This window comes from Spirillospora sp. NPDC052242 (assembly GCF_040679555.1).
Lineage (GTDB): Bacteria > Actinomycetota > Actinomycetes > Streptosporangiales > Streptosporangiaceae > Spirillospora.
In genome coordinates this window covers 23,051-36,277 of the sequence record NZ_JBFAUZ010000038.1, presented here as the reverse complement: position 1 = coordinate 36,277, position 13,227 = coordinate 23,051, and the positions used below count along the sequence as shown (strand labels likewise).

Annotated in this window: 12 protein-coding genes; 8 read left to right on the top strand and 4 right to left on the bottom strand. The window is 72.1% G+C overall.

Annotated elements, in window-relative coordinates:
* Positions 1 to 145: 145 nt before the first annotated feature.
* Genes AB0L25_RS28060 through AB0L25_RS28025 form a run of 8 tightly spaced genes read left to right on the top strand, consistent with a single transcriptional unit; the run spans position 146 to position 9,091 of the window.
* Positions 146 to 1,318, top strand: coding sequence for an acyl-CoA dehydrogenase family protein (locus AB0L25_RS28060; protein ID WP_500175753.1), 1,173 nt, complete (start codon positions 146 to 148; stop codon positions 1,316 to 1,318).
* A complete protein-coding gene (locus AB0L25_RS28055; RefSeq protein ID WP_500175702.1) occupies positions 1,315 to 2,118 on the top strand; it encodes an SDR family oxidoreductase in 804 nt (267 codons plus the stop codon). Before AB0L25_RS28060 ends, AB0L25_RS28055 begins: the two co-directional genes overlap by 4 nt.
* 34 nt (positions 2,119 to 2,152) lie before the next feature.
* Entirely contained in the window at positions 2,153 to 3,304 is a 1,152-nt protein-coding gene (locus tag AB0L25_RS28050) for an acetyl-CoA C-acetyltransferase (protein WP_500175701.1), read from the top strand.
* A gap of 42 nt (positions 3,305 to 3,346) precedes the next feature.
* Positions 3,347 to 4,699 (top strand): LLM class flavin-dependent oxidoreductase, encoded by a 1,353-nt coding sequence (locus AB0L25_RS28045; RefSeq protein ID WP_500175700.1) that lies wholly within the window; start codon positions 3,347 to 3,349, stop codon positions 4,697 to 4,699.
* Complete coding sequence (locus tag AB0L25_RS28040) at positions 4,696 to 5,886, top strand: flavin reductase (protein ID WP_500175699.1); 1,191 nt, start codon at positions 4,696 to 4,698, stop codon at positions 5,884 to 5,886. Before AB0L25_RS28045 ends, AB0L25_RS28040 begins: the two co-directional genes overlap by 4 nt.
* Before the next feature lie 58 nt (positions 5,887 to 5,944).
* Positions 5,945 to 6,682, top strand: a complete 738-nt coding sequence (locus AB0L25_RS28035; RefSeq protein ID WP_500175698.1) for an SDR family NAD(P)-dependent oxidoreductase — start codon at positions 5,945 to 5,947, stop codon at positions 6,680 to 6,682.
* Complete coding sequence (locus AB0L25_RS28030) at positions 6,679 to 7,551, top strand: aldo/keto reductase (protein WP_500175697.1); 873 nt, start codon at positions 6,679 to 6,681, stop codon at positions 7,549 to 7,551. Before AB0L25_RS28035 ends, AB0L25_RS28030 begins: the two co-directional genes overlap by 4 nt.
* Positions 7,552 to 7,561: 10 nt before the next feature.
* Positions 7,562 to 9,091, top strand: coding sequence for an FAD-dependent oxidoreductase (locus tag AB0L25_RS28025; RefSeq protein ID WP_500175696.1), 1,530 nt, complete (start codon positions 7,562 to 7,564; stop codon positions 9,089 to 9,091).
* Between the two features lie 85 nt (positions 9,092 to 9,176).
* Here the strand turns inward: AB0L25_RS28025 and AB0L25_RS28020 are convergent, their stop codons facing one another.
* From AB0L25_RS28020 to AB0L25_RS28005, 4 genes are read right to left on the bottom strand one after another with little or no spacing between them, the layout of a single operon-like run.
* Positions 9,177 to 9,557, bottom strand: a complete 381-nt coding sequence (locus tag AB0L25_RS28020; protein WP_500175695.1) for a hypothetical protein — start codon at positions 9,555 to 9,557, stop codon at positions 9,177 to 9,179.
* A gap of 1 nt (position 9,558) precedes the next feature.
* Positions 9,559 to 10,266: an ABC transporter ATP-binding protein gene (locus tag AB0L25_RS28015; RefSeq protein ID WP_500175694.1), complete on the bottom strand. Its 708-nt coding sequence runs from the start codon at positions 10,264 to 10,266 to the stop codon at positions 9,559 to 9,561.
* The gene (locus tag AB0L25_RS28010) at positions 10,263 to 10,994 is read right to left on the bottom strand and encodes an ABC transporter ATP-binding protein (RefSeq protein WP_500175693.1); all 732 of its coding nucleotides are present in this window, start codon (positions 10,992 to 10,994) and stop codon (positions 10,263 to 10,265) included. Before AB0L25_RS28010 ends, AB0L25_RS28015 begins: the two co-directional genes overlap by 4 nt.
* Positions 10,981 to 13,227, bottom strand: coding sequence for an ABC transporter permease (locus AB0L25_RS28005; protein ID WP_500175692.1), 2,247 nt, complete (start codon positions 13,225 to 13,227; stop codon positions 10,981 to 10,983). The genes AB0L25_RS28010 and AB0L25_RS28005 overlap by 14 nt, the downstream gene beginning before the upstream one ends.

Sequence of the window (13,227 nt, the reverse complement as noted above, 5' to 3'; positions counted from 1 at the left end):
CTCCCGATTCCTGTCCGGTGAGTGGCACGCGCCCTTGCGATCGCGACCCTAACAAATGTTTGATTTCTCTTGCTATGGTGCAGTCCGCGGCGGACGGCCGCAACCCCGGCACATCGATGAGGACGGCGGAGGGGCGGATGTGGATCTGACGTACTCGGCGGAGGACGAGGCGTTCCGGCGCGACGTCCGGGACTGGCTCGAGACCCGTCTGCACGGCGACTTCGCCGGATTGCGCGGGCTCGGCGGGCCCGGCCGGGAGGACGAGGCGTTCGGCGAACGGCTCGAATGGGACCGCCACCTCGGCGCGCACGGCTGGACCTGCCTCGGCTGGCCCGTCGAGCACGGCGGGCGCGGGCTGAGCCTGGCGCGCCAGATCATCTTCCACGAGGAGTACGCGCGGGCGGGCGCCCCCGCCCGGGTCAACCACCTCGGCGAGGAACTGCTCGGCCCGACGCTGATCGCCTTCGGGACCGAGGAGCAGCGGCGCCGGTTCCTGCCGGCGATCACCGCCGTCCAAGAGCTGTGGTGCCAGGGGTACTCCGAGCCCGGCGCCGGTTCCGACCTGGCCGCCGTGTCGACCCGGGCGCGGCTGGACGCGGACGGGTGGGTCGTCGACGGCCAGAAGGTGTGGACATCGCAGGCGCACCACGCGGACTGGTGCTTCGTCGTGGCCCGCACCGTCCCGGGCTCCCGCCGCCACGACGGGCTGTCGTACCTGCTCGTCCCGATGCGCCAGGACGGCGTCGACGTCCGGCCGATCACCCAGCTCACCGGGACTTCGGAGTTCAACGAGGTGTACTTCGACGGCGCCCGCACCGAGGCGTCCCTCGTGGTGGGCGCTCCCGGCGACGGCTGGAAAGTCGCGATGGCGACGCTCGGCTTCGAGCGCGGCATCTCCACCGTGGGACAGCAGGTCGGGTTCGCCCGCGAACTCGACGCCGTGATCGAGCTCGCCCGCCGCAACGGCACCTTCGACGACCCGGTCGTCCGGGACCGCCTCGCGCACGCCCGGACGGGCCTGGAGGCCATGCGCCTGCACGCCCTCCGGACCCTTTCCGGTGACGGCTCCACCGGCGCGATGCAGGCGTCGGTGACCAAGCTGCTCTGGGCGAACTGGCACCGCGACCTCGGCGAGCTCGCCATGCAGGTCGCCGGTGCGACGTCCCTGGTCGTCGAGCGGGCACCGTACGAGCTGGACGACCTCCAGCGCCTCTTCCTGCACAGCCGCGCCGACACGATCTACGGCGGCTCGGACGAGATCCAGCGCAACATCCTCGCCGAGCGGGTGCTCGGCCTGCCCAGGGAGGCCCGACCGTGACCACCGCCAAGACCGAACAGCCCGCGCCGGACTACGTCCCGGGCCACGCCCTCCTGGAGGGCCGGACCGTCGTGGTCACCGCCGCCGCGGGCGCGGGCATCGGCTCGGCCGTCGTGCGCCGCTGCCTGGAGGAGGGCGCCCGCGCCGTCGTCCTCGGCGACACCCACGAGCGGCGGCTCGACGAGGCGCGGGAGTCGCTCGGCGCGGAGTTCGGCGCGGACCGGGTGGCCGCGGTGCCGTGCGACGTGACCGACGAGTCGCAGGTGGCGGCGCTGCTGGACGCGGCCGACCCGTTCGGCGGCGTCGACGTGATGATCAACAACGCGGGGCTCGGCGGCACCGTCTCCCTCCTCGACATGACCGACGAGCAGTGGAGCAAGGTCCTCGACATCTCCCTGACCGGGACGTTCCGGTGCGTCCGCGCGGCCGGCCGCCGCATGGTCGCGGCCGGACGGCGCGGCGTCATCGTCAACAACGCCTCGGTCGTCGGCTGGCGCGCGCAGGAGGGGCAGGCGCACTACGCCGCCGCGAAGGCGGGCGTGATGGCGCTGACCAGGTCCGCGGCCATGGACCTCGCCCCGCACGGGATCCGGGTGAACGCAGTGTCGCCGAGCCTGGCGATGCACCCGTTCCTCGCCAAGGTCACCACCCCCGAGTTCCTGGCGGAACTGAAAGGCCGCGAGGCGTTCGGACGGGCCGCCGAACCCTGGGAGATCGCGAACGTCATGGTCTTCCTCGCCTCCGACTACTCGTCCTACCTCACCGGCGAGGTCGTGTCGGTGAGCAGCCAGCACCCCTGATCCCGCCGCACCCCGACACCCGAGGAGGGTTCACATGGCCGAGGCCTACATCATCGAGGCGGTTCGGACGCCGGTCGGCCGCCGGGGCGGCGGACTGGCCGGCGTCCACTCCGCGGACCTGGGCGCCCACGTCATCTCCGCGCTCATGGACCGCGGCGGCGTCGACCCGGGACGGGTGGACGACGTCATCTTCGGCTGCACCGAGACCATCGGCTCGCAGGCCGGGGATATCGCCCGGACCGCCTGGCTGGTCGCCGGGATGCCGGACCACGTGCCGGGCGTGACGATCGACCGGCAGTGCGGATCCAGCCAGCAGGCGGTGCACTTCGCCGCGCAGGGCGTCATGTCCGGCACCGCCGACCTCATCGTCGCGGGCGGCGTGCAGAACATGTCGACGATCCCCATCTCCGCGGCGATGACGGTCGGGGAGCAGTACGGCTTCACCACCCCGTTCGCCGAATCGCCGGGATGGATCGCGCGCTACGGGGACCAGGAGGTCTCCCAGTTCCGGGCCGCCGAGATGATCGCCGACAAGTGGGACATCTCGCGCGCGGAGATGGAGGAGTTCGCGCTCCGCAGCCACCACCGCGCCATCGCCGCGACCGACGAGGGACGGTTCGCCAAGGAGATCGCGCCGCTCGACGGCGTCTCCGCCGACGAGGGGCCGCGCCGCGACACCGACCTGGAGAAGATGGCCGGGCTCCGGACGCTGCGCGAAGGCGGCCGGCTCACCGCCGCCGTCGCCAGCCAGATCAGCGACGCCGCGTCCGCCGTGCTGGTCGCCTCCGAGCGGGCCGTCCGGGAGTTCGGCCTGCGGCCCCGGGCGCGCGTCCACCACATCTCGGTGCGCGGCGACGACCCCGTCTGGATGCTGACCGGCCCCATCCCCGCCACCCGGCACGCCCTCGACAAGACCGGCATGTCGATCGACGACTTCGACCTCATCGAGGTGAACGAGGCGTTCGCGTCCGTCGTCCTCGCCTGGGCCAAGGAGACCGGCGCCGACATGGACCGCGTCAACGTCAACGGCGGCGCGATCGCGCTGGGCCACCCCATCGGGGCCACCGGAACCCGCTTGCTGACGACCATGCTGCACGAACTCGAACGCCGCGGCGGACGCTACGGCCTCCAGACCATGTGCGAGGGCGGCGGCCAGGCCAACGTCACCATCATCGAACGGCTCTGACCCGCTCGGTCACAACGCACAGATGCCGACAAGGGAGCAATCATGAACGACAGCGGCCGTCAGATGCATCTCGCGGTCTTCGCCCGCGGACTGGGCGCGGCGCACTCGGTGTGGCGGTCCCCGCGGACGGAACCCGAGAAGGTCCACACCCTGGAGCACTGGACGGGCGTCGCCCAAGTTGCGGAGCAGGGCAAGTTCGACGCGGTGTTCGTCGCCGAGGCCCTGAACCTCAGCACCTCGATCGGCACCGACGCCACCGAGTGGCCGGACGCCGTGAGCCTCGTGGCCGCGCTGTCGGCGGTGACGTCCCGCATCGGACTCGTCGCCACCAGCTCGACCACCTACAGCCACCCCTTCACCGTGGCCCGCCAGTTCGCCACCATCGACCACCTGAGCGGCGGCCGGGTCGGCTGGAACATCGTGACAACCGCGATCGCCGCGGCGGCGGGCAACTACGGCTCCGCCGACCTGCCCGAGCACGAGTCCCGCTACGAGCGCGCCGACGAGTTCGTGGACATCGTCACCCGGCTCTGGGACGGCTGGCGGGACGACGCGATCGTGCTGGACCGGGAGGCGGGCGTGTACGCCGACCTCGACCGCATCCGGCGGCTCGACCACGAGGGCGCGCACTTCACCGTCCGCGGTCCGCTGACGATGCCCCGGTCCCCGCAGGGCCGGCCCGCGCTGGTGCAGGCCGGTTCCTCACCGACCGGGATGAACCTGGCGGCTCGGTACGCCGACATGGTGTTCACCACGCAGTTCGACATCAAGGACTCCAAGGCGTTCGTCGACCGGATGCGGGAGCTGGTGACCGCCAAGGGCCGCGACCCGCACGCGGTCGCCGTCATGCCGGGCCTCACCCCGATCATCGGCAGGACCGTCCAGGAGGCCCGCGACCTGGCACGGGAACTCGGCGGCTTCGTGCAGACCGACGCGACGCTCGCCTTCATGCAGCAGATGTTCGGCGGAATCGACTTCACCGTCTACGACCTGGACGAGCCGTTCCCCGACGTCGCGGACCTGCTGCCCGCGCACGCGGGCGTGTCCCGGCCCCGCCTGTTCATGGACATGGCGAAGGAGGAGGGCCTGACCCTGCGCCAGGTCGCGCAGCGCATCGGGCTCAGCACCGGCCACCGCTCCATCGTCGGGACGCCCGACCAGGTCGCCGACGAGATGGCCGCCTGGTTCACCGCCGGCGCCGCCGACGGCTTCAACCTCCTGCCCGCCGACCTGCCCCGCGGACTCGAGGACTTCGTCGAGGAGGTCGTCCCGCGCCTCCAAGACCGCGGCCTGTTCCGCAAGGACTACACGGGCACCACCCTCCGCGAGCACCTCGGCGCGCCCGCGCCCGAGCCCGCCCCCGGGGACGGTCCCACCCTGAAGGAGGCCCGATGAGCGCCCCGGCCCCGGCCTTCGACCGGCGGCGGTTCCGCGACGTCCTCGGCCACTACCCGACGGGCGTTGTCGTCGTCACCGGCGTCGCCGACACGGGGGAAGCGGTCGGGATGGTGGTCGGCTCGTTCTCCTCCGTCTCCCTCGACCCGCCGCTGGTCTCCTTCCTCCCGAGCAAGACGTCGAGCACGTGGGCCCGGCTGCGCACCGCCTCCTCGTTCTGCGTCAACGTGCTCGCCGCCGACCAGGAGCACGTGTGCAGGCAGTTCGCCGCCAAGAGCGGCGACAAGTTCGCCGACGTGCCGTGGCGGCCCGCCCCGTCCGGCGCGCCCCTGCTCGAGGAGGCCGTCGCCTGGATCGACTGCGACTTCGACGCCGTCCACGAGGCCGGCGACCACCTGATGGTCCTCGGCCGGGTCCGCGATCTCGGCGTGCTGGAGCCCAGGTCACCGCTGCTGTTCTTCCAGGGCGGCTACGGCGGGTTCTCGCCGGGCGCGCTCGTCGCCCCCTACGAGAGCGACCTGCTCGGCCACATCCGGGTGGCGGACATCGCCCGCGAGCACATGGAGGCGGTGTCGGCCGACCTCGGGCTCGAGTGCTACGCGCAGTGCATCGTGGCGGACGAACTCGTCATCGTCGCCGGTTCCGCGGGCACCGGGCAGAGCACCGTGCACGGGCACATCGGCCGCCGGATGCCGTTCGCGCCGCCCTACGGCGCGCTGTTCGTCGCCGGACGCGACGAGGCCGCGATCGACGCCTGGCTCGCCCGGCGCAACCTCCCGCTCACCGAGCAGGACCGGGAGCACTACCGGCGGGCGCTGCGCCGGGTGTCGTCCCGGGGCTGGTCCATCGCCCTGCGCGCCCCCGAGCACGACGAGGTCTGGGACGAGATCGACGCGTTCTCCACCACGCCGCGCACACCCGAGCTGGAACGCCGGGTCGGTGCGCTGCTGGAACGGCTGAAGGAGCACTACGAGCCCGAGGACCTCGAACCCGAGCGCCTCCACGACGTCCGGCTGCTGGGCGCGCCCGTCCACGGGCCGGACGGCGACGTCGTGCAGGTGCTCGCCCTGTTCCAGATGCCGCCGCGGGCGAGCGTCGAGCGGATCGCCGGATGGCGGGACCGGCTGGTCCGCGCGGCCGACGCGGTCACCGCCGCGATCGGCGGCCGTCCGCCGCAGGCCCGCTGAGACACCGACCGGCCGCCCGCAGGACGCGGAGCCCGTACAGCGAAGAGGAGATGAGCCCATGCCCGGAGAACAGGCTCCCCGAGAACACGCGGTCGTCACCGGCGGCAGCAGCGGCATCGGTCTGGCGGTCGTGCGGCGGCTGATGAAGCGCGGGCTGGCCGTGACCGTCCTGGACATGCAGGCGCCGCCGGACGACGTGCCGCGGTCGTTCCAGATCGACGTGACCGACGAGGCGAAGGTGCGGGACGCGCTGACCGCCTCGGCCCATGCCGCGGGAACCGCGACCCGCCTCGTGACCTGCCACGGCATCCGCGGCGAGTTCAAGCCCGCCCTGGAACTGGACCTCGACGCCTACCGGCGGGTGCTCGACGTCCACCTGGTGGGGACGCTCGTCACCGCGCGGTCGCTCGTCGCGGGGATGCTGGAGGCCGGTCTCGACGGCGGGTCCATCGTGACCATCTCCTCCACGACGGCCTACGGCGGGTGGCGCGACCAGGCCGACTACGGCGTCGCCAAGGCCGCGATCGAGCAGCTCACGCAGAACCTCGCGATCGAGTGGGCGCCGTACGGCATCCGCGTCAACGCGGTCGCGCCGGGGCACACCCTGACGCCCATGGTGCAGGAGATGGTCGACCAGGGATACGACCTGTCCGCTACCGAGGCGCGGATGCCCCTCGGCCGACTGTGTTCCCCGGACGAGATGGCGGTGGCGATCGAGTTCATGCTGCTCGACGCCACCTTCTCGACGGGCGTGCGGATGCCGGTGGACGGCGGCTGGACCGTGGTCGGCAAATGACGGACGTCCCCCTTCGGCGGCTCGGGGACCTGCGGGTCTCCGCGATCGGCCTGGGAGCGATGACCCTGACCCAGGTGCCGGACTACGACGAGGAACGCGGCGTCCGGACGGTGCACGCGGCCCTGGACGCGGGCGTCACCCTGCTCGACACGGCCGACGTGTACGGCCCGGCGGGGGGCGACTACGGCGTCAACGAGCTCGCGGTCGCCAGGGCGCTCCGGCTCTATCCCGGTTCCACCGACCACGTCGTGGTCGCGACCAAGGGCGGTCACGTCCGATACTTCGACACCGACACATGGTGGATCGACGGCCGTCCCGAGTGGCTGCGCCGCGCCTGCGAGGCGTCGCTGCGTCGGCTCGGCCTCGACTCCCTTCCTCTCTACGTGCACCACCGCCCGGACCCGCGGACCCCGTACGACGAGAGCATGGGTGCGCTCAAGGAACTGCACGAAAAGGGGCTCGTGCAGCGCGTGGGCGTCTCGAACGCGAGCGTCGAGCAGGTCCGGATCGCCCACGACGTGCTCGGCGACGCCCTCGTCGCGGTCGAGAACGAGTACTCGCCGCGGGCGCGGGCCGCCGAACCCGTGATCGACCTGTGCGAGGAACTCGGCCTCACGTTCCTGTCCTGGGGGCCGCTGGGCGGGATGCGCGGCGCCAAGGACCTCGGATCGGCATTCGCCGCTTTCGGCTCCGTCGCGAAGGCCCGCGGGGTCAGCCCGCAGCGGATCGTGCTCGCGTGGCAGCTCCACCGGTCCCCTTCGATCATCCCCATCCCCGGGGCGAGCAGGCCCGAGTCCGTCCTCGACTCGCTCGCCGCGGCCGATCTCGTCCTCACGTCCGACGAACTCGGACGACTGAACCGGAAGTGAGAGCGATCCAGTGACCACAGAGAACAGCGACGTGATCGTCGTCGGCTCCGGCGGCGCCGCCCTCGCGGCCGCCTACACCGCCGCGGCGAACGGGCTGCGCACCATCGTCCTCGAGAAGACGGAGTACTTCGGCGGCACCAGCGCCTACTCGGGATCGGGCATCTGGCTTCCGGGCAACCAGGCGCAGCACCGCGCGGGAGTGCCCGACAGCGTCGAACTCGGAACGGAGTACTTCACGGCCATCGTCGGGGACCGCACCCCGGCCGAACTGCAGCGGGCGTACCTGTCCACCGGCCCCGAGCTGGTCGAGTTCCTCGAACGCGACCCCGCCCTCCAGTTCCGGTACCAGCCCTTCCCGGACTACTTCGAGGCTCCCGGACGCGTCGAGAACGGCCGGGACATCTTCCCCGTGCCGCTTCCCGCCGCCGAACTCGGCGACCGTCTCGCCCGGCTCCGCCCAACCGTCGCGCTCGACCAGCACGGCATCGAGCAGGACCGGGAGAACCTCATCGGCGGCCAGGCGCTCATCGGCCGGTTCCTGCTCGCGCTGGACAAGACCGGCAACGCCGACCTCCGCACCGGCACGCGGATGCGGTCCCTGATCGTCGAGGACGGGCGGGTGACCGGCGTCGTCGCCGACGGCCCGGACGGGACGGTTCGGCTGCGGGCCGACCGGGGCGTCGTGCTCGCCGCGGGCGGGTTCGAGCGCGACGACGAACTGCGCGCGCGGCACCACGGGCTGCCCGGCGGCGGCTGGACGTCCGCCGCAGCGGGCACGAACACCGGCGACGCACTTGCCGCGCTCCGGGCCGTCGGCGCGTCCGTCGACCTGATGGACGAGGCATGGTGGTGCCCGGCGACGCCCTTCCCGAACGGCCGCGCCGAGTTCACCCTCGGGCTGCGCGGCGGGATCTTCGTGAACTCGGCGGGGGAGCGGTTCGCCAACGAGTCCCTGCCCTACGACCGGATGGGCCACGAGATCCGCCGAGGCCACGCGACCGGCGTCTCCCACCTGCCGGTCTGGTTCGTGTTCGACGACAGGTTCGACAACGTGCCCGCCCTGTGCGAGCCGCGCCCGGACCCGGCCGCGTTCCGCGAGGCCGGGCTGTGGCGCACCGCCGACACCATCGATGGCCTGGCCGGCCTGATCGGCGTTCCCGCGTCGGCCCTGGCGAGCACCGTCGACCGGTTCAACGGCTTCGCCGCCACCGGCGAGGACGCCGACTTCCGGCGCGGCGAGGACCCGTTCGACCGCTTCTTCGCCGCCGGCGACGGCCCGAACCCGTGCCTGGTCCCCATCGACCGCGGGCCGTTCCACGCCGTCCAGATCGTCCTCGGCGACCTCGGCACCAAGGGCGGTGCCCGCATCGACCCCGACGCCAGGGTGCTGGACGAGTCCGGCGAGCCGATTCCCGGCCTGTACGCGGCGGGCAACTCGGCGGCGTCCGTCGCCGGTCACGTCTACCCGGGGCCGGGCGTCCCGCTGGGCTCGGGCATGGTCTTCGGCTACCGAGCCGCCCGCCACCTTTTGGCCGGCTGACTCGGAACGCGTGAGAAGGGGGCGCCCTCGGGGGGTGCCCCCTTCTTCGCGTTCGTCCTCTAGGCCGACGCCCGTGAACCCGCGGTCACGAGCGAACGTCCGTCGGGTCCGTCGGGTCGAGCCCGCGCAGCGCCTCGGTGAGCCGGCCGGTGTGCTCCCGGCTCTCCACGAGCTGCCGGAGCAGCCACAGGCGGAGCACCTGGGCGAGGGCCGCCGCGATGTAGAGACCGGCCCCGGCGATCGCGAGGGTGGCGAACGCGGTCGCGAGGACCTGGCTCGACACGATGTCGCGCAGGTCGCTCTGCGAGAGCGAGGCGTTGTAGGCGACGAACGCGCCGACGACCCCGGCGAGCATCAGCAGGACGCCGATGACGCGCATCGGCCGGTCCGACCTGGCCGAGCCGGCCCTGAGCCGGTGTGCCGCCGCGGCTTCGTGGAACTCCTTGCGGCGAGTGTCGGTGGCCATGTCATCCTCCCAGGTAGGCGGTGGAGAGTTCTTCTTCGATCTCGGCCGGGGGGCCGGTGCGGACGGCGCGTCCGTTCACCATCAGGACGGCCAGGTCCGCCAGCGGCAGGACGACCCGGGCGAACTGCTCGGCCAGCAGGATCGAGACGCCGTCGGCGGCGAGCGCCGCGACGACCTCGTACATCTCACCGACCACCAGCGGGGCGAGCCCCATGGAAAGCTCGTCGATCAGGAGCACGGCGGGATTTCTCCCCAGTGCCCGCGAGAGGGACAGCATCTGCTGCTCACCGCCCGACAGCGAGCCCGCGAGCTGGTCCCGGCGTTCCCCCAGAGCGGGGAAGCGGCTGTAGGCCGCCTCTTCCATGGCCTCGAGAGAGGTGTGCCGCCCCGCCGAGACCCAGAGGTTCTCCCGGACCGTGAGGTTCGCGAAGATTCCCCGGCCTTCCGGAATCAAGCACATCCCGAGGCCTGCGGCATCCGCGGCCGTGATCCCGGTGACGTCTCGTCCCGAGTAGTGCAGGGTTCCCGAGGTGGGGCGCACCAGCCCGCCGATGATCTTCATCGTGGTCGTCTTGCCGGCGCCGTTCGGTCCGAGGAGGGCGACCACCGCTCCGGTCGGCACGGTGAGATCGATGCCGTGCAGGACGGGGATGTCGCCGTACGACGCGTGGACGCCGCGCAGTTCGACGACGGGATCGAGGATGGTCATGCGACCGTCTCCGTTCCGATGTAGGCGGCGATGACCTCCGGCGACCTGCGCACTTCCTCGGCGGTCCCGGAGGCGATGAGCGTCCCGTGGTCGAGAACGTGGATCGTCGAGCAAAGGGACATCACGAGCGGAAGGTCGTGCTCGACCAGGCAGACGGCGATGCCATCGTCGGCGAGTCCTCGCAGCAGCTCGGCGAACCGCCCGCTCTCGTGCTCGGTCTGCCCCGACGCGGGTTCGTCGAGCAGCAGGAGTTTCGGTCGCGTCATCAGCGCGCGGGCCACCTCGACGACGCGCGCACGGCCCGTCGGGACACCGGCGACGTTCTCGTCCGCGATGTCGGTGAGCCCGGTGAGTTCGAGGATCCGGTCGGTCTCGGCATCGACGGGGAACCGTCGTCGCGTGTTCGCGCGGACGATGTCCCCGGCGACCCGGACGTTGTCGCGGACACTCAGCGACAGGAACAGCTCCAGACGCTGGAACGTGCGCGCCATCCCGAGCCGCGCGCGACGGCCGGGCCCGAGGCCGGTGACGTCCTCGCCTTCGAACAGCACGCGCCCGGACGCCACCGCCTGCATGCCCGTGATGCAGTTGAACATGGTCGTCTTGCCCGCTCCGTTGGGGCCGATGAGTCCCGTCACCTGACCGGACCCGACGGTGAAGCCGACGTCCCGGAGGGCCGTGTTCCCGCCGAACCGGACGGTCACGCCCTGAACCTCAAGCACCGACATGAGACCCCCTCACCTTGGCGCGCAGGGCGCTAATGCCGAGCCGCTCGTCCAGCCGGTCCGCGAGGTCGGGCGGGTAGTCCGAGTCGATGCCGATCAGCTCGGGGACCTCGGGTCGTGCGGGGCGGTGGCCGGGGACGCGCTCCGGGCGCAGCACCGCCCCGATCCGCGGCAGGCACAGCCAGAGGGCCGAGCTGAGGACGAGGAACGACATGGTGCCCACGACGTCGAACCAGGCCAGCGCGTAGAGCCCGCATTGGACCGCGACGGCGCCGCAGCGGATCTCGGGCGCCGTCGCGAGCCGGCGGTGGGCCGCGAAGACATCGTGGAGGACGCCGCTGGGATTGCGGGCGACCCCTATTCCGGCGAGCGCGGCGCTCACCGGGACGAGGTGGGCGAGGAGCCCGAGCGTCCCGCCGAACTGCGGGTGCGCCGTCGCGGTTTCGCTCAGCAGCGTCACCAGCGCCGTCATCCCCGCGCCGACGATCAGCCCGCCGAGCAGCGCGCCGCTGACGTACCCGATGCCGCCGATGACGGACAGCATCACCAGCGACAGGCTCAGCGTGAGGATGAAGTGGTCCTTGGTGACCGACCTGAGGGACATCGACATGAGGATCCCGCCGAGGCCGGCGATCGCGGTCGAGGTCGCGAAGACCGACAGCTTCAGCCACAGCAGCCGCTGCCCGAGCATCGCGGAGGCCGCGGGGCTGTCCTTCATCGCGGCGAGGCGGCGGCCGTAACCGCTGTTGCGGAGCGCCACCAGCCCGACGCCGAGCCCGGCGAACAGCACCGCGGAGACGAGGAGGAAGACGTCGTCGTCCGCGAGGTCGACCGGCCCGACCGCGAGCCGCGGGAACAGCAGGTTGCCGTTCGGGAAGATCGAGAACGTCCTGCCGAAGAGGGTGTGCTCCTGGACGTCTCGGAGCACCATGGACGAGACGAACACCCCGAAGGCCAGCGTGGCGAGCGCCAGATAGAGCCCGCGCAGCCGCAGCGCCGGTACCGCGACGAGCGCCCCGGTCACGGCCGCCGCGACGACTCCGGCGACCAGGCCGCCGACGCTGAGCCGCGTGTCGGCGCCCTCGCCTTGGACGCCAGCGTGGAAGGCGACGACGGTGGCGATGGCGGCGAAGGCCAACGGTGCGAGGTTCAACTCCCCCGCGTACCCGGTGAGAAGGGTTTGCGAGAGCGCGATGACGGCGAAGGCGATGCCGAGGTGCAGGAGGCCCACCGACGAGGGGTCGATGATCTGGCGGAAGGCCAGGACGGCGAGGACGAACACCCCGCCCCACAGGGCCGCGCGGCGGACGGTCGGCACCTCGTAGCGCTCCCGCGAGCGGGTCGCGACGCCCCGGAGCCGGTCGTGCCTGAGCACGAGCAGGACCGCGAACAGCACGACCATGGCGAGCGAATGGCGCAGGTTGCCCATCCACGTCCAGTCGGTCGGCGCGTAGGCGACGAGGTAGCTGCTCATGAGCCCGAGCACGACCGCACCGAGGAAGGTGAGCGGAATGCTCCTGAGCCGGCCGAACAGCGCCGCCGCGAACGCGTCGACGACCAGGAGGGTGAGCGCGTTCGCCTCGAGCGGCCCTCCGATGACCGGCGTGATGAGGACGCCGGCCAGCACGGCGAGGGTGGAACCGAGCGCCCACGCTCGCGCCGCCACCCGGTCGGGATCGTGCCCGGCCAGGCTCAGCAGGTCGGGGTCGTCGACGGTGGCCCGCATGAGCACCCCGAGCCGTGCCTTGACGAACAGCGCACGCAGGCTCACGGCCAGGGCGGCCGCGATCAGCAGGCAGATCACCTCGTGGTAGCGGAGCGTGACCCCGAAGGCGGTGACCGTGCTGTCCACCCCGAAGAACATCTCGGGGACACGAGCCTCCTGCGGGTCCCACAGCCACTGCGACAGCGCGACGAGGCCGAGCATGACGGCGACCGTCACCACGATCCGGGTGATCGGCTCGGTGTCGCGCAGGCCGCGCATGATGAGGGCGTGCTGCAGCAGTCCCATCGCGGGGCCCAGCAACCCGAGGACGACGGCCAGGGCGAACCAGGCGGGGAGGTCCCAGGCCACATCGAGCTGGTAGTAGGTGAACGCGCCGAGCATCGCCTGCGCGCCGTGGGCGAAGTTAAAGATCCCGGAGGTGTTGTACGTCAGGACCAGGCCTGACGCGGCGATGGCGTACACCGCGCCGAGCACCAGGCCCAGCACGGTGTACGTGAGGAAAGCGGTCAC